Source organism: Streptomyces sp. NPDC006012 (genome assembly GCF_042871185.1).
Lineage (GTDB): Bacteria > Actinomycetota > Actinomycetes > Streptomycetales > Streptomycetaceae > Streptomyces.
Genome location: NZ_JBIAIE010000001.1, coordinates 881385 through 903417, shown reverse-complemented (window position 1 = coordinate 903417; position 22033 = coordinate 881385). Strand labels below are relative to the sequence as shown.

The following is a 22033-nucleotide window of genomic DNA, read 5'->3' as shown; positions in this document are numbered from 1 at the left end:
GGACGTGCAGTCACAGGATGTAGCCCAGCGTCACGCACCCTCCGCCAAAGGCTCCGGCCCGGTCGTCGATGTCGAGCAGGCCGAGGCCGCGCTCGTCGAGCACTACCCGCGGCTGGTCCGGATCGCCTATCTGGTCCTGCCGCCGGGGCTCGGCCGCAGCCGGCGCGTCCTGACCGCGCACGCCCTCGTCCAGCGGGCGCTGCCCCGGGGCCGGACCTCGGCCGCGGTGATCCCGTCCCAGTCGACCGGGCGCGACAGCGACCCCGGGTACTCCTTCGTACGGCTCCAGGTGGTGCGTACGGCACTGGAGGCGGGGCTCCCGCTGAAACGCCGGGCGTGGCCCAAGCGGTCCCAGCTGCCGCCGCTGCTCCCCCAGGTCTGGGGCCTGCGGCTGTTCCCGCGCTCGGGCGGCGCCGACGAACTCGCCCTCGACCAGCGCCTCGCGGCCCTTTCCGGCCCGGCCCGGGCCGCGTACGTGCTCCGCGGTCCCGAGCGGCTTGCGGACCCCGACGTGCGCCGGGTGCTGGCGGCCGCCGGAGCGGCCGACCCGGACGCCGCGCTCACGGAGGCGAACGGCGTCCCCGCGCAGTACGCGCTGCTCGACTCCCCGGAGTTCGACCCCTGCTCGCTCCAGGCCCGGCCCACCGACCTGATGCGGCGCAGGCAGCACACCAAGGCGGCGCTCGCCGCCGCGGTCGCGCTCGCGGTGTGCGGCGTCCTCGTCGCGCTGCCGGGCGACGGCTGGGGCCCGGACGGCGCGGCGGCCCCCGCGTACGCCAAGAACCCGGCGGCCGAGGCCGCGCTGGACCCGGGCAAGCTGGTCCGGGGCGCCCCGGCGGCCTGGAAGTCCTCGTCCCGTACCGACTTCTCGGTGTGGCCCGCCCGCGGCCCCCTCGTCCGGGACTCCGACCTGCTGCGCCGCGCGCTCGCGGTCTGGGCCCGGCCCGGCGGTTCGGTCCACGTCTCGGCGACCCCGGGCACCCAGACCGGCGGCCCGGCCGGACCGCCGCGGCTGCTGTACGCGGGCGAGGTCGACAACGCACGCGTGGTGATCCTCTACGACGGTCTGCGCATCGCCCGTTACGCCGAACCGAAGAACGACGACGTGAAGATCGCGGTCCTCGACCTGGCCCGCGTCGACGGCGCGACCGGCGCCGAGGCGAGCGCGCTCGTGGTGGCCCGCTCCGACGACAACGTCCGCTATCTGACCGCCCCTTGGGTGACGAAGGCCGCCGAGCGCGACCTGACGAAGCCGAGCGGGGGCGCGATGGACCTCGACCTGACCGACGGGATCACGGCGCCGCTGGCCGGCCCGGCGCTGCAGTCCGGCCATTGCACGTCGTGGAACGCGCTGGAGCTGACCGACGCCTCGGGCACCCGGATCTCCACCGACCTCGGCGAACTGGTCCCGGCCCAGCTCACCACCGGCCGGCCCGGCATCGGCGAGGCGCCCAGCACGAGCGGGGCCGAGACGCTGGCCACCTGGGCGCCGTTCGCCTGCTCACTGGCCGCGCAGCGCTCCACGGGGGTGCGGAGCGTGAACGCCTGGGCCTACGCCGACCAGGCGCTGCCCGAGGCCACCGGAACCGCCGAGTGGGTGTGCACCCGGGCCGAGACCTGGCGGGGCGACGGCACGTCGGTGCTCGCCCAGTTCCACACGCCGGGCGGCCGGTACGGGGCGGTCGCCGCCAAGGCCAAGGACGTCGCCGCGTGCGGTCCGCGCGACCCGCACGTGCTGGCCGGGGTGCTCTGGAAGTCCGAGGCCGGGTCCTGGTACCTGCTGGCCGCCGGCAGCCGGGACACCAAGTCGATCCACGCGACCGGCGGGATCACCGCGTCCGTCCACGGGCGGCTGCTCGCCGCGCGGGCGAAGAAGGGGGCGCGCGCGGAGTTGGCGGGCACTCTCGACGACGGGGCTCCGCTCACCGCGCTGCGCTGAGCGCTCCGCCGCCGGAGCCGTGCGGCGCCGTCGGTCGTCCGCGGTGCCGCGCAGTCCGTGCACAAGGGTTCCACTCCCCCCCTACCCATCAGTATCTTGACGTTATGTCTAATAAGCAGGTCCGGCCGGTGGAGTCGGAGCGGATACCGCTCAAGCCCCGCAAGGTGTCCTTCTCCTGGCAGGACACCCCCCTGCACTGGGTGCCCGACGACCCGTTCAGCACGCACACCATCAACGTGCTGCACCTGCTGCTGCCCGCCGGTGAGCGGTGGTTCGTGCACGTGTACAAGCAGGCGCTGCCGCTGATCCGGGACGACCGGCTGCACGAGGACGTCATAGGGTTCATCGGGCAGGAGGCGATGCACTCCCAGGCCCACGACGAAGTGCTGCCGCACCTGCGGGACCTCGGCCTCGACCCCACCCCCTACACCGCGCAGGTCGACTGGTTCTTCGAGAAGCTGCTCGGCGACCGCACCCTGCCGCCGGGGCGGGCCCGCACCTGGTGGCTGCTGGAGCGGGTGGCGCTCATCGCGGCCATCGAGCACTACACCGCCTTCCTCGGCGACTGGGTGCTGAACGCCGGCGAGCTGGACCGGCGCGGCGCCGACGCGACCATGCTCGATCTGCTGCGCTGGCACGGCGCGGAGGAGGTCGAGCACCGGTCCGTCGCCTTCGACCTGTTCACGCACGTCGACGGCAGCTACCGGCGCCGGGTGCGCACCTGGGCGACGGCCTTCACCGCGCTGGTGTTCATGTGGCAGCGCGGGACCCGCTTCTTCATGGCGCACGACCCCACGCTCGCGGACGGCAGGGCGAGCTTCAAGGACTTCTATCTGGCGGGCCGCCGGGGCACGCTCCCCGCGACCGGGGACATGCTCAGGTCCATACCGCGGTATCTGAGCCGTTCCTACCATCCTTCGCAGGAGGGCTCCACGGAGCAGGCTGCCGCCTATCTGGCCCTTTCGCCTGCGGCGTTGGCTGCGGAGAGGGGGGCTGCTTGATGCGGGGGCGCTCCGCTTCGGGGGGTGGACGGGGGTTGTGGGGTCTGTGGGGTCTGTGGGGTGTGGTGGGTCGGTGGGTGGATGTGGTGGGTCGGTGGGCGGGTGCGGCGGTGTGGGGGCTTGTCGCGCAGTTCCCCGCGCCCCTGGAGGGGGCGGCCGGGGCGTCGCGGGTGGCCTCGGGGCGGGGGGTTGGGGCGACGCGGTGGGTGGGTGGGCTCGGCTCTCCGTGGAGCTGGAGGTGCGCGGGCCGCGCAACCGCTTTCCGCTCACCGCGGCACCCGCGTACGTCTTCGTCGCCGGGGCATCGGCATCACGCCGATCCTGCCGATGCTGCGGGCGCTGCCGGCAGACGCCCGGTGGCGGCTGCTGTACTGCGGGCGGAGCCGGGCGTCGATGCCGTTCCTCGCGGAGGTCGAGCAACTGGCGGGGGCGGGCGGCCGGGTCGATGTCGTCGTGACCGGTGAGGAGGGGCGGCCGGATCTGGACGGGCTGTTCGCGGACCTGGCCGAGGGGACGGCCGTGTACTGCTGCGGACCGGAAGGACTGCTCGCGGCGGTGGCGGAGCGGGTGCCCGAGGACGCCGCGCTGCACGTGGAGCGGTTCGTCCCGCGGGCGCCGTCCGACGGCGGCCACGCCTTCGAGGTCGAACTCCGGCGCAGCGGGCGCACCGTGACAGTGCCGGCCGGCACCTCCGTGCTGGCCGCCGTACGGGCCGAGTTGCCGGACACCCCGTACTCCTGCATGCAGGGGTTCTGCGGGACGTGCCAACAGCGGGTGCTGGCGGGCGAGGTGGACCACCGTGACGAGGTCGGGGAGACCTCCCGGGCCCTCGACGCGGCGGACGGCGCGGCGCGGGCCGGGACGATGCGGATCTGCGTCTCGCGGGCCCTCGGCGACCGGCTGGTGCTGGACATGTGACGAATATCGGCGGGTACCGGGACGCCTCCGGACCCTGAGGGGCCGGATTCAATCGGTAGGGTGTTCGTATGAGTACCGGGGTTCGCCGCAGAATGGGAGTCGAGGAGCGGCGGCAGCAGTTGATCGGCGTCGCCCTCGAACTGTTCAGCCGCCGCTCCCCCGACGAGGTCTCCATCGACGAGATAGCGTCGGCGGCGGGCATCTCCCGCCCGCTCGTCTACCACTATTTCCCGGGCAAACTCAGTCTGTACGAGGCCGCGTTGCAGCGGGCCGCGGAGGAGCTGGCCGGCCGGTTCGCGGAGCCCGCGGAAGGTCCGCTCGGTCCCCGGCTGCTGCGGGTGATGCACCGGTTCTTCGACTTCGTGGACGAGCACGGGCCCGGTTTCTCGGCGCTGATGCGCGGCGGTCCGGCGGTCGGTTCCTCCACGACGAACGCGCTCATCGACTCCGTACGGCAGGCCGCGTACGACCAGATCCTTTCGCATCTCGGGGTGGCGCAGGCCCCGGCGCGGCTGGAACTGGTCGTCCGGTCCTGGATATCGCTGGCCGAGTCGACCGCGTTGATCTGGCTGGACGGGCGGCGCATCCCGCGCGCCGAGCTGGAGGTCCAGCTCGTGCAGGACCTCGCGGCGCTGGTCGTGGTGAGCGCCGCCCGCGACGAGGAGATGGCCGACCTGCTGCGCGGTCTGGTCAAGGACGAACCGGCCGACGGCCCCCTGGCGGACCTGATCGGCCGGCTGGTGTCCCTGGCGCCCTGAACCGGTCCGCGCTCACGGGTTCAGGCGGAAAAACTTGCGGTACGACGGGTCGAGGTCGCGGATCTCGGCGGAGGCGTGCACGGCGGCGTCCTGCCCCGCGAGGTGGTCGCGGAGCAGGTCGAGGACGGCCTCGGTCAGCCTGGCCTTCGTCTCGTCGCCGCGCCCGGCGAGCAGTCCGACGGTCACGTGCACGGCGGCGTGCTCCCCGTCGGCCGGGTCCGCGTAGCCGGACGCGGTGAACGTGCTGGGCCGGAACTGCGTCGTGCACGCGTCCGGTTTGGCCGCCGCGATCTCGACGACCGCCTCGTGCAGCGCCCGCGCGAAGCCTCCGCGGTCGAACGCGGGCTCCAGGGTCCGGGAGTAGTCCACGGTGATCTGCGGCATCTGCGCTCCTGTTCCACGACAACGGCCGTATCCCGGCCCCGCGGCCGGGTGGCCGCCACCACCGTAGTCGTGTTGTTTCTGCGTGCCCTGCAGGGGGTTCCTTCGTCGTTGAAGGTTCTTGCAGAAACATTCGGAAGACTTGCGGTGGCGCAGATGCCAGAGGCCCGCCGCCTCCCTGGGCAGCGGGCCGGACGAAGTCTCCGCAGTATTTCTCCGGGGGACGGACCGTCGGGAGACCGGGAACGCCGGGGACCGGGCCCGGGCACGGCGAGAGAGCCGGGCCGCCGGGAGAGCGGGGCCTCCAGGAGACCCGGAGCCCCCGTCTTCCCGATCTTCCCGATCTTCCCGATCTTCCCGTCCGCCCGTCCGCCCGTCCGCCCGTCCGCCCGTCCGCCCGTCCGCCCGTCCGCCCGTCCGCCCGTCCGCCCGTCCGCCCGTCAGGTCATGGTCCACCACACCGTGGTGTCGGCCGGCACCTTCGCCTCGCCGTCGGCCTCGGTCACTTCATCGCCGCTGCTCAGCAGCGTCCGGCCGTAGGAGCGGGTGGTCACCGACTCCCCCGTCGTGTTCGCCACGCACACGAACTCCCCGCGCCGGAAGGCCAGGACGCCCTCGGGGACACGCAGCCACTCCACCGTGTCACCCGCGCCGAGGCACGGCTCGGCGCGGCGGAGCTTCAGCGCGCGGCGGTACAGCTCCAGTGTCGAACCGGGGCCGGCCTGCTGTGCCTGCACGCTCAGCTCACCCCACGTCGACGGCTGCGGCAGCCAGCTGCCGCCGCTGCCGAAGCCGTACGACGGGCCCGTACGCGTCCAGGGGATGGGCACCCGGCAGCCGTCGCGGAAGCCGTCCTGTCCGGCGCCGCGGAAGTACGCCGGGTCCTGGCGGACCTCGTCCGGCAGGTCGACGACGTCGGGCAGGCCCAGCTCCTCGCCCTGGTAGAGGTAGCAGGACCCGGGCAGGGCCAGCATCAGCAGGGTGGCGGCGCGGGCCCGGCGCAGACCCTGCTCCCGGTCTCCGGCCGTGCGGATCTGGGTGCCCAGGCCCGGCGGGTTGGCGAAGCGGGTGGCGTGCCGGGTGACGTCGTGGTTGGAGAGCACCCAGGTGGCGGGGGCGCCGACCGGGCGCATGGCGTCCAGGGTGCGGTCGATGATCCGGCGCAGCTCCCCGGCGTCCCAGTCCGTGCTGAGGTACTGGAAGTTGAACGCCTGGTGCAGTTCGTCCGGACGGACGTAGAGCGCGGTGCGTTCGACCGTCGGGGTCCACGCCTCGGCGACGAACATCCGCCCCCCGGTCCCCCGTGACCGCCCCGGTGCCGAAGGGCCGGCGGGCTCCTCCTTGCCCGCGTACTCGTCGATGACGGTGCGCCACTCGCGGTAGACGGCGTGCACGCCGTCCTGGTCGAAGAACGGCATGACACCGCTGCCCAGCAGCCGTACCTGGTCGCGTGTGCCGATGTCCGGCAGGCCCTCGGCCTTCACCAGGCCGTGTGCCACGTCGACGCGGAAGCCGTCCACCCCGAGGTCCAGCCAGAACCGCAGGATGGATCGGAACTCGTCGCCGACGGCCGGGTGTTCCCAGTTGAAGTCGGGCTGTTCGGGGGCGAACAGGTGCAGGTACCACGCGCCGTCCGGCACCCGTGTCCAGGCCGGGCCGCCGAAGACGGACTCCCAGTCGTTGGGCGGGAGTTCGCCCCGGGCTCCCTTGCCGGGCCGGAAATGGTAGCGGTCCCGCAGCGGCGAGCCCGGGCCCTCGGCGAGCGCCTGCTTGAACCACTCGTGCTGGTCGGAGGAGTGGTTCGGGACCAGGTCGACGATGATCTTCAGGCCCTCCGCGTGGGCGTCGCGGATCAGCCCGTCGGCGTCGGCGAGCGTGCCGAACATGGGGTCCACGGCCCGGTAGTCGGCGACGTCGTAGCCCGCGTCGGCCTGCGGCGAGGCATAGAACGGGCTGAGCCACACGGCGTCCACACCGAGGGCGCGCAGATAGGGGAGGCGGGAGCGGACTCCGGCCAGGTCGCCCATGCCGTCGCCGTCGGAGTCGGCGAAGCTGCGCGGATAGACCTGGTAGATGACCGCGTCGCGCCACCAGTCGCGGTGCGCGGCGACGGGGGCGGCGGCTGCGTGGGGGGAGGCGGTTGCGGACGGGGCGGCAGGGTGCTGTCGGCTCATGGCGTCCTTGCTGCGATGGGTTGCCCCGCTCCCGGACGGCCGGGCGCGGGACGGATGTCGGTTCGTCGGACGGGTACGGCGCGTGGGCGCGGGGGCCTGGCCGGATCCGGGCGTCAGCCCTTGGTGCCACCGGCGGTCAGGCCGTCACCAGGTTCTTCTGTACGAGGGAGAAGAACGCGGACACAGGTATCGCGACCAGCACGGCGGTGGCCGCCATCAGATGGCGCCGGGTGTCGTGCTCGCTGACAGATCTCTGCGGGCCGGCGGCGAAGGTGTGCTTGCCGCCGGCCTCGAAGACGCCGGCCTGCCCGACCGGGCCGTCGTCCGCCTGGTCACCGCCGCTGTCGCCCGCGCCGCACGCCGTGGCCGCCGGGGTGCGGGACGCCACCGGCGCCAGGGCCGCTATGCCACGCCGCATGAGTTCTCCTTGGAGGTGAGGGACCCGAGTGGTGCAGGGAGCGGGCCCGTCCGCCGCCCCGGGGGCTTGCCGGCCGCGCCGGTGGGCCGCCCCGCTCCGGTGAGGCCAGGGCGGGGCGGCCGCCGGGCGACGTGAAAGTAACAGCGTTGCAAGCCGGACGAAAGACCTTGCAGAAAAATAGTGCAAGAGGTGCGTCGGTCCACCCTGTCGCGGCCGGGCCGCGCGGGTCGGCCGGAGTGCCCCGGCCGCTCTCCGGGCCGCGCACGGCGTGACGGTGCTGCTGGTCAGGGCTACCGAAGTCGCTGTGCAAAACTCTGCAAGACATTGCCCCCCAGCACGCCCGACCGGAAGGACGAGGGACCGCGATGACGCAGCGCCCCGCACCGGGCCGTTCGACCGGCCGTGCCCGGCGTCCGGCCGGTGGGCACAGGAAGACACGACCGGTACAGTCCGGTGGCGTGACCACACGGCTTGCGGACATCGCTGTGCAGGCGGGGGTGAGCGAAGCGACGGTCAGCCGCGTCCTGAACGGCAAGCCGGGTGTCGCCGCCACCACCCGCCAGTCCGTGCTCGCCGCGCTCGACGTGCTCGGCTACGAGCGGCCGGTGCGGCTGCGGCAGCGCAGCGAGGGTCTGGTGGGGCTGATCACGCCGGAGCTGGAGAACCCGATATTCCCGGCCCTGGCACAGGTCATCGGCCAGGCGCTGACCCGCCAGGGCTACACCCCGGTGCTCGCCACCCAGACCCCGGGCGGGTCCACGGAGGACGAGCTGACCGAGATGCTGGTGGACCGCGGGGTGGACGGGATCATCTACGTCTCCGGGCTGCACGCGGACACCACCGCAGACACGCAGCGCTACGAACGGCTGCGCGCCCAGGACATGCCGTTCGTCCTCGTCGACGGTTTCTCACCGAAGGTGCAGGCGCCGTTCATCTCGCCGGACGACCGGGCGGCGATGACGCTGGCGGTGACGCACCTGGTGTCGCTCGGGCACACCCGGATCGGGCTGGCGCTGGGGCCGAAGCGGTTCGTGCCGGTGGTGCGCAAGACCGAGGGTTTCGTGCGGGCGATGCGGGACCAGTTGGGGCTGGCCGCGCAGACGGTCGAGACGGAACTGATCCAGCACTCCCTGTACACGCTGGAGGGCGGTCAGGCGGCGGCCTCGGCGCTGATCGAACGGGACTGCACGGCCGTGGTCTGCGCCAGCGACATGATGGCGCTCGGCGCGATACGGGCGGTACGGCAGCGCGGCCTGGACGTCCCCCGGGACGTCTCGGTGGTCGGCTTCGACGACTCCCCGCTGATCGCCTTCACCGACCCGCCGTTGACCACGATCCGCAAGCCGGTGCCGGCGATGGGGCAGGCGGCGGTGCGCACCCTGCTGGAGGAGATCGGCGGAACCCCCGCCCCGCACAGCGAGTTCGTGTTCATGCCGGAGCTGGTGGTGCGCGGTTCGACGGCGTCGGTGCCCGGGGACCGCGGCCGTCCCTGACCCGGTGCGCGGGCCCCGTCCGGGAAGGCGCGGGCACGGCGGGCGGGCCGGACGCCGGCCGGCACCGGGGCATCCCGGTGGCGTGGAACATGCGTTGTGGACCCGGCCTTGGGATGATCTGCCGGAGATGGCTTTTCTGGCACACTCTGTGCCTATGAGTGACTCGACCGTGACACCGCCGGAAGGTCGCGCGGAAGAGGCCGTTCCGCAGGCGGTCACGGGCGAGTGCGTGCAGCGTTTCGTGGTGCGGCTGCGCCTCCCGCGGCGGCCCCGCCTGTGGTTCGAGATCCTGCTCATCGCGGTGAGTTACTGGACGTACTCGCTGATCCGCAACGCGGTTCCGGAGCAACGCGGCAAGGCGCTGCGCAATGCCGAGTGGATCTGGTGGACCGAGCACCGGCTGGGCATCGCCGTCGAGGAGTACGTCAACCACGCGGTGAACTCGGTCACTTGGCTGATCGTGACGATGAACTACTACTACGCGACACTGCACTTCGTGGTGACGCTCGGGGTGCTGGTGTGGCTCTACCACAGCCATCCCGGGCGCTACGCGGCGGCGCGGCTCGCGCTGTTCGCGACGACGGGCGTGGCCCTGGTCGGCTACTACCTGTATCCGCTGGCACCGCCCCGGCTGATGAACGGCGGGCACTTCATCGACACGGTGCTGATCCACCACACCTGGGGCTCGATGGCCTCGGGCGATCTGAAGCACATGTCGAACCAGTACGCCGCGATGCCGTCGATGCACATCGGCTGGTCCCTGTGGTGCGGGCTGACGATCTTCGCGCTGGCCAAGGTGCCCTGGGTGCGGGTGATCGGCCTGCTGTACCCGGCGGCGACGCTGGTGGTCATCGTCGCGACCGCCAACCACTTCTGGCTCGACGCGGTGGGCGGCGTCCTGTGCCTGGCCTTCGGCTTCACCCTGGCCCGGGTGTGGTACGGCGCCCTGCCGTACGCCCTGCCCCGCCTGGTACCGGCCCGCCCGCGGGGCAGCCGGTCGCCGTCCTGGGCCCAGGCGTCGTAGGACGCCCCCGGACCGGCTGGGACGGGCAGGCGTCGTCGACCGAGTGGCCGGTGTTCCCGAATGCGCTGGTTTGCCTGCGGTCCGGGGGCTGTGCGAGGCTTTGCCTTCATCTCTCTGAAAGGGCTGGCCGTGATACTCGGCATGATTCTCGGCGACTTCTCCCCCCGCGCTTCGACGCGGGAGCGGTAGCCCCACCTGCCCTGACACACGCCCGTGCGGCAGCACGGCCCGTTTCTCCCGCTCCTCGTCGAAGTGCTCTTCGTGCCCTGCACGTTCGATCACGAGGAGTTCGTGGTGTCCACGATCCACTGGACCGAGTCCAGCACCCACCGTTGCGCCCACTGGCATTCCGAAAGCGCAACTCCGCCTCCGCGCACGGTCATCAGCGCGGACGACCGGATGAAGGCCGACACCGCTTACCGGCTGGCCTGCGAAGGCACTGCCCTGCTGTGGCGGGGAGACTTCCACAACGCACGCCAACTGCTGCAAGCGATGAGCCGCCGCGTCGACCGGCGGCCTCCCCCGCCGGGTGACAGCCCGGCGGACGCCTTCCACCTGCACCGTCGTGCCCGTGGCCACCGTGCCCGGGTGCTGGGCAGGCTCCTGGTCCTGCTGGAGGACGGCTACCGGCTGGATCTGCGCAGAGCCCCTGAGGTGCGCCGGGCATGCACCGAGGCATACGGTCCGCAGTCCGCGCCGATGGCCGTCTCACTCACCGAACTGCTGGGCGTGATCGGCGCGCAGCAGTGGCGCGCGAAGGGGGTGCCGGTACCGGCTCTCGGCGCCCGCATCCACCCGCACTACGGCGTGTTCTCCCCGGTCAGGGGCGAGTACGTCGATCTCGTCGCCCGGACGCCGCTGCCCGCGCCGGCGGAGCGCGGCTCGGGCCGCCGCACCGCGTTCGATCTCGGAACGGGAACGGGAGTGCTCGCGGCCGTCCTGGCCCGCCGGGGAATCGACCACGTCGTGGCCACGGACATCAGCACGCGGGCTCTGGCCTGCGCACGCGACAACGTCCGCCGGCTGCACCTCACCGGGCGCATCGACGTCGTGGGCCCCCGCCTCTTTCCCGAGGGCCGCGCGAACCTCGTCGTCTGCAATCCGCCCTGGATTCCGGCCCGGCCGACCTCCGCCGTGGAGCACGGCGTCTACGACTCGGGCGGCGGCATGCTCCGCGACTTCCTGGCCGGACTCGCCGCGCATCTCGAACCGGGAGGCGAGGGCTGGCTCGTCCTGTCCGACCTCGCCGAGCTCCTCGGGCTCAGGACCCGCGACGAACTACTGGCCGGCATCGGGGCGGCGGGCCTGCACGTGGTGGACCGGATCGACACCAGGCCGCGGCACCCGCGGGCCACGGACACCTCCGATCCCCTGCACGCTGCCCGGGCCGCGGAAGTCACCTCGCTGTGGCGTCTCGCCGGCACCTGACGTTCACCACCGGCCGGAGCCCGGCACGAGCAGCCGTGTGACCTCGGCGATCACCTTCGGGGAAGGACTTCACCCGACCCGCCCCGAGCGGCCCCGGGTGCCGTGGGTTCAGGCGTCGTAGAAGAGTTCCTCGGCGACCGTGCGGGCGCGGCGGGTCGTACGGCGGTAGGCGTCCAGCATGTCGCCCGCGTGGCCCGAGGTGTAGCCGAGGTAGCGGCCCACGGCGGCGAGTTCGCGGGGGTCGGTGGGGAAGGTGTCGCCGGCCCGGCCGCGGACCAGCATGACCGCGTTGCGGACGCGGGTGGCCAGGATCCAGGACTCGTCCAGGGTCGCGGCCGCCTCGTCCGGCAGCAGCCCGGCCGCGCGGGCGGCGGCCAGGGCCTCGCGGGTACGGGTGGTGCGCAGGCCCGGCTCGGCCCAGGCGTGCCGCAGCTGGAGCAGCTGCACGGTCCACTCGACGTCGGAGAGCCCGCCGGGGCCCAGCTTGGTGTGCAGTTTGGGGTCGGCGCCGCGCGGCAGGCGTTCGGACTCCATGCGGGCCTTCAGCCGCCGGATCTCGCGTACCGCGTCGTCGTCCAGGCCCTGGGACGGGTAGCGCAGCGGATCGACCAGCTCGATGAAGCGGCGGCCCAGGTCGGCGTCGCCGGCGACCGGTTCCGCCCGCAGCAGCGCCTGCGACTCCCAGACCAGGGACCACCTGCGGTAGTACGCCTCGTACGACTTCAGGGTGCGCACCAGCGGACCCGACTTGCCCTCGGGCCGCAGACCGGCGTCGATCAGCAGCGGCGGGTCGGCGCTCGGGATCTGGAGCAGCCGGCGCATCTCGGACACGACCTTGTTCGCTGCCTCGGCGGCCTCGCGGTCGCTGACGCCGTCCTGCGGTTCGTGTACGAAGATCACGTCGGCGTCGGAGCCGTAGCCCAGTTCGTGGCCGCCGAAGCGGCCCATGCCGATGATCGCGAAGCGGGTCGGCAGGGTGTCGCCCCAGCCGGCCCGGACCACCGCGCGCAGCGTGCCCGCGAGGGTCGCCGCGGTCAGGTCCGAGACCGCGCCGCCCACCCGGTCCACCAGCGCGCCCTGGTCAGCCTCGACCGGGTTGGCCTCGGTGCCGTAGGAGTCGACGATGTCGGCGGCGGCGGTGCGGAACAGCTCCCGGCGGCGGACGCCGCGCGCCGCGGTGACGCCCTGCTCGGCGTTGGCCGCGCGGCCCACCGCGGCCAGGATCTCCTGCTCCAGGGGGGCGCGTCCGCGAGGTCCGAGGCCGCCTCCGTCGCCGTCGCCGAGCAGGGCCACCGCCTCGGGGGCGCGCATCAGCAGGTCGGGGGCGAGCCGGCCGGCCGACAGGACCCGGGCCAGGTTCTCGGCCGCCGCGCCCTCGTCCCGCAGCAGCCGCAGATACCAGGGGGTCTTGCCAAGCGCGTCGGAGACCTTGCGGAAGTTGAGCAGGCCCGCGTCCGGCTCGGCCGAGTCCGCGAACCAGCCCAACAGGACCGGCAGCAGGGTCCGCTGGATGGCCGCCTTGCGGGTGACGCCCGCGGCCAGCGCCTCCAGGTGGCGCAGCGCGGCGGCGGGGTCGGCGTAGCCGAGGGCGACCAGACGCTCGCGGGCCGCCTCGATACTCAGCCGGGCCTCGCCGGGGGCGAGTTGGGCGACCGCGGCGAGCAGCGGGCGGTAGAACAGTTTTTCGTGCAGGCGGCGCACCACACCGGTGTGCTGCCGCCATTCGCGGATCAGGCCGGTCACCGGGTCGGTGCGCAGGCCGAGGGAGCGGCCGATGCGGCGCAGGTCGGCCTCGTCCTCGGGAACGAGGTGGGTGCGCCGCAGCCGGTAGAGCTGGATGCGGTGTTCCATGGAGCGCAGGAAGCGGTACGCCTCGTCGAGCCGGGCGGCGTCGGCGCGGCCGACGTAGCCGCCGGCGGCGAGGGCGGCGAGCGCGTCCAGGGTGGTGCCGCTGCGCAGCGCGGGGTCGGACCGGCCGTGCACCAACTGCAGGAGCTGGACGGCGAATTCGACGTCCCGCAGGCCGCCGGGGCCGAGTTTCAGTTCGCGTTCGATCTCGGCCGCGGGGATGTTCTCGACGACGCGCCGGCGCATCTGCTGCACGTCGGGGACGAAGTTCTCGCGTTCGGCGGCCTGCCAGACCAGGGGTTCGACCGCGTCGACGTACTCCTCGCCCAGTTCGATGTCCCCGGCCACCGGGCGGGCCTTGAGCAGCGCCTGGAATTCCCAGGTCTTCGCCCAGCGCTGGTAGTAGGCGAGATGGCTGCTGAGGGTGCGCACCAGCGGGCCGTTGCGGCCCTCGGGACGGAGATTGGCGTCGACCGGCCAGATGGTGCCCTCGACCGTGGTCTCGGAGCAGATCCGCATCATGTGCGAGGCAAGCTTGGTGGCGGCCCGCAGGCCCTTGTCCTCGTCGGCGCCTTCCACGGCCTCCCCGACGAAGATCACGTCCACGTCGGAGACGTAGTTCAGCTCGTGGCCGCCGCACTTGCCCATCGCGATCACCGCGAGCCGGCACAGCGCCGCGTCGTCGGGCGCGGCGGCGCGGGCGATGGCGAGCGCGGCGCGCAGGGTGGCGGTGGCGAGGTCGGCGAGTTCGGCGGCGGTCTGGGCGACGTCGGTGGTGCCGCACACGTCGCGGGCGGCGATGGACAGCAGACAGCGGCGGTAGGCGACGCGCAGCGAGACCGGGTCGATGGCCTCGGCCAGGCCCCGTTCGAACTCCTCCACCCCGGGGTGCAGGTCGCGCGGCTCGTACGTGACCAGCTCCGCCCAGTCCCGCGGGTGTCGGGCCAGGTGGTCGGCGAGGGCCTCGGAGGCGCCGAGCACGCCGAGCAGGCGGTCGCGCAGCGGCTTGGCCGCTATCAGCGTGTCGAGCAGTTCACGGCGGGCGGTGGGGTCGGGCTGGGCCTCCAGCAGCCGGACCAGCCCGTGCAGCGCGAGGTCCGGGTCGGCGGTCCCGCCCAGCGCCTCCAGGAGCACCGGGTCGTCGCGGACGGGCGCCAGCTCGGCGCCGTCGAGCAGGCTCTCGGCGCCGGAGGGGTCGGTGAAGCCGTGCCGCAGCAGTCGCGTGAAGGTACTGCTCCTGCGCCCCGGCGTCATCCGCGGCCTCCCCTCGTATCGGCTCGAATCGGGTCGAATCAGGTATCGAATCAGGTCAGGACCAAGCTCATCCTGGCCAGAGCCTAACCGCCAAGCTTCGGTGAAGCGCCGGGGCGGTCCGCGATGAGTTGCACGCGTCCGCCCGGTCTGTCCACCGAGGCCACCGTCATTCCACAGGGAGGGCACGATGCCGGAACCCATGGGCGAGCTGGACCGCCAGTACTCCGGTGCGGGCGCCACCGCACCCGCCTGGTCCGAGGCTGAGGCGCTGCTGCGTACGGCCGAACTGTTCTGGATCTCGACCGTACGGCCCGACGGGCGTCCGCACGCGACCCCGCTGCTCGCGGTCTGGGACGACGGGGCGCTGCATTTCGCGACCGGCGCCGGGGAGCGCAAGGCGCGCAACCTCGGCCGCAACCCGGAGGTGGTCCTGACCACCGCAGGCGCCGGCGCCTGGGACGCGGGCTACGACCTGGCGGTGGAGGGCACGGCGGTGCGCGTCACCGGGGACGGGCGGCTGCGCGAGCTGGCCGCGGCCTGGGCGGCGAAGTACGGCTCCGAGTGGCGCTTCGACGTGCGGGACGGCTGCTTCGAGCACGGCCCGGGACGGGCGAGGGTGTTCGCGGTGGCGCCGCGGGTCGTCCTCGGCTTCGGAAAATTCACGGAAGGGGAGCCGTTGGGCCAGACGAGGTGGCGGTTCGGCTGACCGGGGCCGGCGGGGCCGTGGCCGGACGGGAAGGGCCGGAGCGGCCGGAGCGGTGGGGACGGGCGAACCTGCCGGAAGGGAGGCGCTGGCCCCGGCCGGAGCGGCGTACCCGGGCCGGCCGCCGCCCGCCGGACCCGGCCAGGGCGGCGTACCCGGGCCGGCCGCCGCGCGGGCGCTCGCCGCCGCGGCCCGTTTCCCGCCCTGTCGCAGGGTGGCCCTCCCGGAATCACACTGGTCGGTGGAGGGCCCCGCAAAGGGCGCGTGCCGCGCTCATGACGGAAGGACGGACCCATGCCCACGGATACGGTTCCCGGCCCGCTGCGGGTCCTGGTCTTCGGCGGAGCCCTGCGCGCCGATTCGACCAACTCCCGCCTCGCCGCCCTCGTGGCCCGGCTCATCTCCGACACCGGTGCCACCGTCGACCTCGCCGGGATGCGCGACTTCGGCATGCCCATGTACGACGGCGACGCGGAGGCCGCCGAAGGGCTGCCGCCGGGCGCCCTCGCCCTGCGCGACCGGATCGACCGGAACGACGCCTTCGTCATCTCCTCGCCGGAGTACAACGCCTCCGTGCCGGGCGTGCTGAAGAACGCGATCGACTGGGTGTCGCGGGTCCGGCCGCAGCCGTTCAAGACGAAGCACGCGCTGCTCGTCTCCGCCTCGCCGTCCCTGATCGGCGGCAACCGCGGACTGTGGGCCCTGCGGGTGCCCCTGGAACACCTGGGCACCCGCGTCTACCCGGACATGTTCAGCCTGCCCAACAGCTACCAGGCGTTCGCCGAGGACGGCACGCTGGCCGACACGGGACTGCAGCACCGGCTGGGCGAGACCGTGTCGGGTTTCCTCAGCCTGGTCGAGGCGGACGCGCGCTACGTGTGCCTGGAGCGCCGCTGGTACGAGTTCCTGGGAGACCGCACCGAGGCGGCCATCACGCAGCGGGCCGAGGCGTGATGCCGGGCCCGTGCGGCGCGCGGCGCGGCACCGCACGGCGCGCGGGACACACCCCGGCCCCCAGCCGGCCCGGGCCCGCCCCTGAAGCACCGGCAGGTTCTTCCGCAGCTCGAACGCCGTGACCTCGTGGCGTTTGTTGCGCAGGAAGTGACGCGCCCCTCCGGCGGCCTCGGGCAGTCGCCATCGCCAACTGCTCCGCCCGGAGTCGAACTCCAGTTCGCCGCCAGAGACCACCCCGGCCGACGCAGCCGCCGCTGCCGAACGGCAGGAGGAACACGTTGCGCCCGTGGTGCTCCTCATGCTGTTCGACGCACGGGTGGTCCCTTCGCCTGTCCCCGGCAGCCTGCTGTGAGTGCGGCGGCGGGGGAGCTCCCGCCAGCAGCCGTGAAACGGCCTTGGGGCCGACGGCCATCAGCCGTCGACCCCATCCGTCGTTTCGGCGGGATACGACCTCGACCTGCGCTTACAGCACCGGCAAGTTCTTCCGCAGCTCGAACGCCGTGACCTCGCTGCGGTACTCGTGCCACTCGGCGCGCTTGTTGCGCAGGAAGAAGTCGAAGACGTGCTCGCCGAGGGTCTCGGCGACCAGGTCGCTGCGCTCCATCAGGGTCAGTGCCTCGCCGAGGTTCTGCGGCAGCGGCTCGATGCCCATCGCCCGGCGCTCGGCGTCGGAGAGCGCCCAGACGTCGTCCTCGGAACCCGGCGGCAGTTCGTAGCCCTCTTCGATGCCCTTGAGGCCCGCGGCCAGCAGTACGGCGTACGAGAGGTAGGGGTTGGCGCCCGAGTCCAGGGAGCGCACCTCCACCCGGGCCGAGCCGGTCTTGCCCGGCTTGTACATCGGCACCCGGACCAGGGCCGAGCGGTTGTTGTGGCCCCAGCAGATGTACGAGGGCGCCTCGCCGCCGGCGCCCGCCGTGCGCTCGGAGCCGCCCCAGATGCGCTTGTAGGAGTTCACCCACTGGTTGGTGACCGCCGAGATCTCCGCCGCGTGCCGCAGCAGGCCCGCGATGAAGGAGCGGCCGACCTTGGAGAGCTGGTACTCCGCGCCGGACTCGTAGAACGCGTTCCGGTCGCCCTCGAAGAGGGAGAGGTGGGTGTGCATGCCGGAGCCCGGGTGCTCGCTGAACGGTTTGGGCATGAAGGTCGCCTGCACCCCCTGCTCCAGCGCGACCTGCTTCATGACCAGGCGGAAGGTCATGACGTTGTCGGCCGTGGAGAGCGCGTCGGCGTAGCGCAGGTCGATCTCCTGCTGACCCGGGGCGCCCTCGTGGTGGGAGAACTCGACGGAGATGCCCATCGACTCCAGCATGGTGATCGCCTGGCGGCGGAAGTCCATGCCGACGTTGGTCGGGGTGTGGTCGAAATAGCCGGAGTTGTCGGCCGGGGTGGGGCGGGTGCCGTCGAGCGGGCGGTCCTTCAGCAGGAAGAACTCGATCTCGGGGTGGGTGTAGAAGGTGAAGCCCAGGTCGGAGGTGCGGGCGAGGGCGCGCTTGAGGACGTAGCGCGGGTCGGCGAAGGACGGTGAGCCGTCGGGCATGAGGATGTCGCAGAACATGCGGGCCGTGCCGGGGGTCTCCGCGCGCCAGGGCAGGACCTGGAAGGTGGACGGGTCGGGCTTGGCGATCATGTCGGACTCGTAGACCCGGGCGAAGCCCTCGATGGCGGAGCCGTCGAAGCCGATGCCCTCGTCGAATGCCTGTTCCAGCTCGGCGGGGGCCACGGCGACGGACTTGAGGAAGCCCAGCACGTCCGTGAACCACAGGCGTACGAACCGGATGTCGCGCTCCTCCAAGGTCCGGAGCACGAACTCCTGCTGCTTGTCCATCTTCCGCTTCCCCATCCTTGCTGGTCAGGCCGCCTTTCCCCGGTGCCGGCGGAGGCGGTCGGGCACCTGAGCATCCCACCACGACAGCATTTCGTGCGCGTTGCGGACCTTGATCGCCCGGCCGGCCCCGTACTGAACGCGGAGGGCCGGGCGGATGCACTGCCCTGCCGCCCATCTTGCCTGCTCGGACCGTCATCCGTAATGGCCGATACCGATCGTTCCTGCCGGTTGCGGCGGGGCCGTCGGTACGGCATCCCCGCACGTTTCGATTCTCTGGATTCCGGTGCCCTCCCTACGAAGACGGCTCCTGCCCCCTTACGATCAGCTAGCGCCACTTCCGCACCGCTTCCCCGACTCTTTCCTCTTTTTTTGTTTCCCTTCCGCCCTCTCTCCCGCCTCTCTCTCCTCTTCCCCCAGAAGGACACACCTCATGGGTTCCGCCAAGAACAGCAGCAGCGCGGCACGCAAGGCCCGGATCGCGGAGATGCAGCGCGCCGAGCGCGCCCGCGAGCGCCGCAACCGGCTGCTCGTCGTCGCCGCGAGCGTGGTGGTCGTCGCCGGTCTCATCGTCGGCGGTGTCGTCCTCGTGAACTCGCAGTCCGACGGGAAGGACAGCGCGTCGAGCGACGGCAAGGGCTCCGGCGACTCGGGACACTTCACCGAGGGCAAGGACGGGGTGCGCACCTGGAAGGGCAACCTGTCGCGGACCCACGTCACGACGAGCGTGACGTACCCGATGCAGCCGCCGGTGGGCGGCAACCACAACCCGGTCTGGCTCAACTGCAACGGCGACGTCTACACCTCACCGGTGAAGAACGAGAACGCGGTGCACGCGCTGGAGCACGGGGCCGTCTGGGTGACGTACACCGCGGCGGCGAAGAAGGCGGACGTGGAGACGCTCACGGCGAAGGTGAAAAGCACCCCGTACTCGCTGATGAGTCCGTTCGAGAAGCAGGCGGCGCCGCTGATGCTGTCGGCCTGGGGCCACCAGGTGACGGTCAAGAGCGCGGACGACCCGATGGTGGCCAAGTTCTTCTCCACCTATGTGCAGGGCGACCAGACGCCGGAGCCGGGTGCCTCGTGCACCGGCGGGACGTCGAAGTGAGGGCGGCGCGGTGAAGCGGCACATCGGCTGGGTCGCGGGGACCGCGGCGGCGGCGCTGGTCGCGGCGGGCGCGATCACCTACGCGGTCGCCGAGGACGGCGGCTCGGGCACGGCGGTGCCGGCCGCCGAGTCCGCGGACGCCGGGTTCGCCCGGGACATGGCGGTCCACCACCAGCAGGCCGTCGAGATGTCGTACATCGTGCGCGACCGCACCGACGACGAGGAGGTGCGGCGGCTCGCCTACGACATCGCCCAGACCCAGGCCAACCAGCGGGGCATGCTGCTCGGCTGGCTGGACCTGTGGGGGCTGCCGAAGGTGTCCGCCGAGCCGCCGATGACCTGGATGGGCATGGGCGGCATGCCGCCCGGCCAGGACGGCGCGCTGATGCCGGGCATGGCGACCAACACCGACCTGAAGAAGCTGGGCGCCCTGTCCGGCAAGCGGGCGGAGGTCTTCTACCTGCAGCTCATGACGGAGCATCACAAGGGCGGCGTGCACATGGCCGAGGGGTGTGTCGCCCGGTGCACGGTCGGCGTGGAGAAGCGGCTCGCCAAGGGCATGGTCGAGTCGCAGCAGTCCGAGATCGAGTTGATGGCCGGCATGCTCAAGGACCGTGGCGCGGCGCCCCGCTCCTGACACGTACACGCGGACGAATACCTCAATTCGCCCCGAATGAACGCTCCTTGAGTCTCTCTTGACCTTCGCGTTCCCCAGGCATGAACGTTTCATCCGTCAGAGTGACCCCCATCGTGTGATCCATTCGTGGGCCTCTGACCCTTACGGACCCCCCGAGTGGATCGGCGACGTCCTACCACTTCGTGCGTGCGAACCGCATCACAGGGGGTTCAATGAGATCCAACCGCGCCATGGCGCGTGCCGGTGTGAGCATGGCGGCGACGCTGCCCATGCTCGCCGGCGCGCTCGCTCTCGGCATACCCGCGGCCCACGCCGCGGACGGTCCGGCCCGGGACACTCTCGCGGGCACCAGGCCCGCCTGGGCCACCGCCACGGCGGACAAGGGCGCCACCGCGAACAGCGCCCGGGTCACCGCCCGGGTGTATCTGGCGGGCCGGGACGCCTCCGGCCTCGCCGCCTACGCGAAGGCGGTCTCCGACCCGTCCTCGCCGCAGTACGGCAAGTACCTCAGCGCCGGGCAGGCGCAGGCGCGCTTCGGCGCGACCGAGGAACAGGTGGACGCCGTGAAGTCGTGGCTGGCCTCGGCCGGCCTGACGGTCACGGAGGTCACCCGGCACTACGTCGCCGTCTCCGGTGACGTGTCCGCCGCCGAGAAGGCGTTCGGCACCCAGCTGCACAACTACGCCAAGGGCTCCAGGACCTACCGGGCACCCACGGCCGCCGCCTCCGTGCCCGCGGCCCTCGACGGCGCCGTGCTCACCGTGACGGGCCTGGACAACGCCCCGCACAAGGCGAGCCACCAGGACGAACTGCCGCCGCCGGACGTCGCGTTCAGGAACGCCGGGCCGTTCTCCTCGTACTACGGCTCGAACATCGCGGGCTTGCTGCCGAGCGCGTTCGGCCAGCAGATCCCGTACGCCGTCAAGGGCTACACCGGCAGGCAGCTGCGGTCCGCCTACGGCGCCGGCCGGTACACCGGCAAGGGCGTCCGCGTCGCCATCACCGACGCCTACGCCTCGCCTACCATCGCCGCCGACGCCGCCGCCTACGCGAAGAAGAACGGCGACGCGGGCTGGAAGCACGGCCAGCTGAAGCAGGTGCTGCCCGACACCTACACGAAGACCGAGGAGTGCGGGGCGGCCGGCTGGTACGGCGAGGAGACACTCGACGTCGAGGCCGTGCACGCGGTCGCGCCCGCCGCCGACGTCACCTACGTGGGCGCCGCGTCCTGCTACGACAACGACCTGCTGGACTCGCTCGGCAAGGTCGTCGACCGGCACCTGGCGGACATCGTCTCCAACTCCTGGGGCGACATCGAGGCCAACGAGACGCCGGACGTCCAGGCCGCCTACGACCAGGTCTTCCAGCTCGGCGCCGTCCAGGGCATCGGCTTCTACTTCTCCTCCGGCGACAACGGCGACGAGGTCGCCCACTCCGGCACGAAGCAGGTCGACACCCCCGCCAACTCGGCCTGGGTGACCGCGGTCGGCGGCACCTCGCTGGCCGTCGGCAAGGGCGACAAGTACCTGTGGGAGACCGGCTGGGGCACCGAGAAGGCGAACCTGTCGGCGGACGGCACGAGCTGGACCGGCTTCCCCGGCGCGTTCACCTCCGGCGCGGGCGGCGGCACCAGCAGGACCGTGGCCGAGCCCTTCTACCAGAAGGGTGTCGTCCCGAACTCGCTCGCCAAGGCCAACAGCGCCGCCGGCAACCGCGTCGTCCCGGACATCTCGGCGATCGCCGACCCGAACACCGGCTTCCTCGTCGGCCAGACGCAGACCTTCCCGGACGGGTCCCAGCAGTACAACGAGTACCGCATCGGCGGCACCTCGCTGGCCGCGCCGGTGATCGCGGCCGTGCAGGCGCTGTCCCAGCAGGCGCGCGGCGGGCACGCGATCGGCTTCGCCAACCCGGCGATCTACGCCAAGGCCGGCTCGAAGGCGTACCACGACGTCACGGACGACCCGACCGGCTCCGGCCTCGCGGTCGCCCGCGTCGACTACGCCAACAGCGTCGACGCCACCGGCGGCCTGCTGACCTCGGTCCGCGTCCTCGGCCAGGACAGCTCGCTCAAGGCCGTGAAGGGCTACGACGACGTGACCGGCGTGGGCTCGCCCGCGAACGGCTACGTCCAGTCGTACCGGCGCCACTGATCGAGCCGCCGGACGGGGGT

At 72.5% G+C, this 22033-nt stretch carries 15 protein-coding genes and 2 pseudogenes; 12 read left to right on the top strand and 5 right to left on the bottom strand.

Going from position 1 to position 22033, the window contains the following annotated elements; all coding sequences use genetic code 11:
• Positions 1–4 precede the first annotated feature (4 nt).
• The 4 genes and pseudogenes from ACFYPJ_RS03880 (at position 5) to ACFYPJ_RS03865 (ending at position 4616) form a co-directional block, all read left to right on the top strand.
• The gene (locus ACFYPJ_RS03880) at positions 5–1939 is read left to right on the top strand and encodes a hypothetical protein (protein WP_389009892.1); all 1935 of its coding nucleotides are present in this window, start codon (positions 5–7) and stop codon (positions 1937–1939) included.
• Positions 1940–2043: 104 nt separating this feature from the next.
• A complete protein-coding gene (locus tag ACFYPJ_RS03875) occupies positions 2044–2940 on the top strand; it encodes a metal-dependent hydrolase (RefSeq protein WP_389009889.1) in 897 nt (298 codons plus the stop codon).
• A gap of 220 nt (positions 2941–3160) precedes the next feature.
• Positions 3161–3858: pseudogene (locus tag ACFYPJ_RS03870) on the top strand (PDR/VanB family oxidoreductase); the annotation flags it as partial.
• A gap of 68 nt (positions 3859–3926) precedes the next feature.
• Positions 3927–4616, top strand: coding sequence for a TetR/AcrR family transcriptional regulator (locus tag ACFYPJ_RS03865; RefSeq protein WP_389009886.1), 690 nt, complete (start codon positions 3927–3929; stop codon positions 4614–4616).
• Between the two features lie 12 nt (positions 4617–4628).
• On the opposite strand, the gene ACFYPJ_RS03860 is transcribed toward ACFYPJ_RS03865, so the two are convergent.
• The 3 genes and pseudogenes from ACFYPJ_RS03860 to ACFYPJ_RS03850 all read right to left on the bottom strand — a co-directional run.
• Positions 4629–5000 carry a 5-carboxymethyl-2-hydroxymuconate Delta-isomerase gene (locus ACFYPJ_RS03860; RefSeq protein WP_389009883.1) on the bottom strand — a complete coding sequence of 124 codons (372 nt, stop codon included), beginning with the start codon at positions 4998–5000 and terminating at the stop codon, positions 4629–4631.
• A 437-nt stretch (positions 5001–5437) separates the two neighbouring features.
• Entirely contained in the window at positions 5438–7171 is a 1734-nt protein-coding gene (locus ACFYPJ_RS03855; RefSeq protein ID WP_389009880.1) for an alpha-amylase family glycosyl hydrolase, read from the bottom strand.
• Positions 7172–7284: 113 nt separating this feature from the next.
• Positions 7285–7451: pseudogene (locus tag ACFYPJ_RS03850) on the bottom strand (ABC transporter permease); the annotation flags it as partial.
• Positions 7452–8047: 596 nt separating this feature from the next.
• On the opposite strand from ACFYPJ_RS03850, the gene ACFYPJ_RS03845 reads away from it, so the two are divergent.
• From ACFYPJ_RS03845 to ACFYPJ_RS03835, 3 genes are all read left to right on the top strand, one after another.
• Positions 8048–9082, top strand: coding sequence for a LacI family DNA-binding transcriptional regulator (locus tag ACFYPJ_RS03845; RefSeq protein ID WP_389009877.1), 1035 nt, complete (start codon positions 8048–8050; stop codon positions 9080–9082).
• A gap of 154 nt (positions 9083–9236) precedes the next feature.
• Positions 9237–10106 carry a phosphatase PAP2 family protein gene (locus ACFYPJ_RS03840; RefSeq protein ID WP_389009875.1) on the top strand — a complete coding sequence of 290 codons (870 nt, stop codon included), beginning with the start codon at positions 9237–9239 and terminating at the stop codon, positions 10104–10106.
• A 294-nt stretch (positions 10107–10400) separates the two neighbouring features.
• A complete protein-coding gene (locus ACFYPJ_RS03835; protein ID WP_389009872.1) occupies positions 10401–11534 on the top strand; it encodes a methyltransferase in 1134 nt (377 codons plus the stop codon).
• A 108-nt stretch (positions 11535–11642) separates the two neighbouring features.
• On the opposite strand, the gene ACFYPJ_RS03830 is transcribed toward ACFYPJ_RS03835, so the two are convergent.
• A complete protein-coding gene (locus ACFYPJ_RS03830; RefSeq protein WP_389009869.1) occupies positions 11643–14636 on the bottom strand; it encodes a bifunctional [glutamine synthetase] adenylyltransferase/[glutamine synthetase]-adenylyl-L-tyrosine phosphorylase in 2994 nt (997 codons plus the stop codon).
• A 187-nt stretch (positions 14637–14823) separates the two neighbouring features.
• On the opposite strand from ACFYPJ_RS03830, the gene ACFYPJ_RS03825 reads away from it, so the two are divergent.
• Both ACFYPJ_RS03825 and ACFYPJ_RS03820 read left to right on the top strand, forming a co-directional pair.
• Positions 14824–15342 (top strand): pyridoxamine 5'-phosphate oxidase family protein, encoded by a 519-nt coding sequence (locus ACFYPJ_RS03825; protein ID WP_389009866.1) that lies wholly within the window; start codon positions 14824–14826, stop codon positions 15340–15342.
• Between the two features lie 291 nt (positions 15343–15633).
• Positions 15634–16293: an NADPH-dependent FMN reductase gene (locus ACFYPJ_RS03820; RefSeq protein ID WP_389009863.1), complete on the top strand. Its 660-nt coding sequence runs from the start codon at positions 15634–15636 to the stop codon at positions 16291–16293.
• 463 nt (positions 16294–16756) lie between these two features.
• Here ACFYPJ_RS03820 and ACFYPJ_RS03815 read toward each other — a convergent pair whose 3' ends face one another.
• Positions 16757–18118, bottom strand: a complete 1362-nt coding sequence (locus tag ACFYPJ_RS03815; RefSeq protein ID WP_389009860.1) for a glutamine synthetase family protein — start codon at positions 18116–18118, stop codon at positions 16757–16759.
• A gap of 430 nt (positions 18119–18548) precedes the next feature.
• Between ACFYPJ_RS03815 and ACFYPJ_RS03810 the strand changes: the two genes are divergently transcribed.
• The 3 genes from ACFYPJ_RS03810 (at position 18549) to ACFYPJ_RS03800 (ending at position 22013) form a co-directional block, all read left to right on the top strand.
• A complete protein-coding gene (locus ACFYPJ_RS03810) occupies positions 18549–19223 on the top strand; it encodes a DUF3105 domain-containing protein (RefSeq protein WP_389009857.1) in 675 nt (224 codons plus the stop codon).
• Positions 19224–19233: 10 nt separating this feature from the next.
• Positions 19234–19860: a DUF305 domain-containing protein gene (locus ACFYPJ_RS03805; RefSeq protein WP_389009854.1), complete on the top strand. Its 627-nt coding sequence runs from the start codon at positions 19234–19236 to the stop codon at positions 19858–19860.
• A gap of 212 nt (positions 19861–20072) precedes the next feature.
• A complete protein-coding gene (locus ACFYPJ_RS03800) occupies positions 20073–22013 on the top strand; it encodes a protease pro-enzyme activation domain-containing protein (protein ID WP_389009851.1) in 1941 nt (646 codons plus the stop codon).
• The last annotated feature ends 20 nt before the right edge of the window (positions 22014–22033 follow it).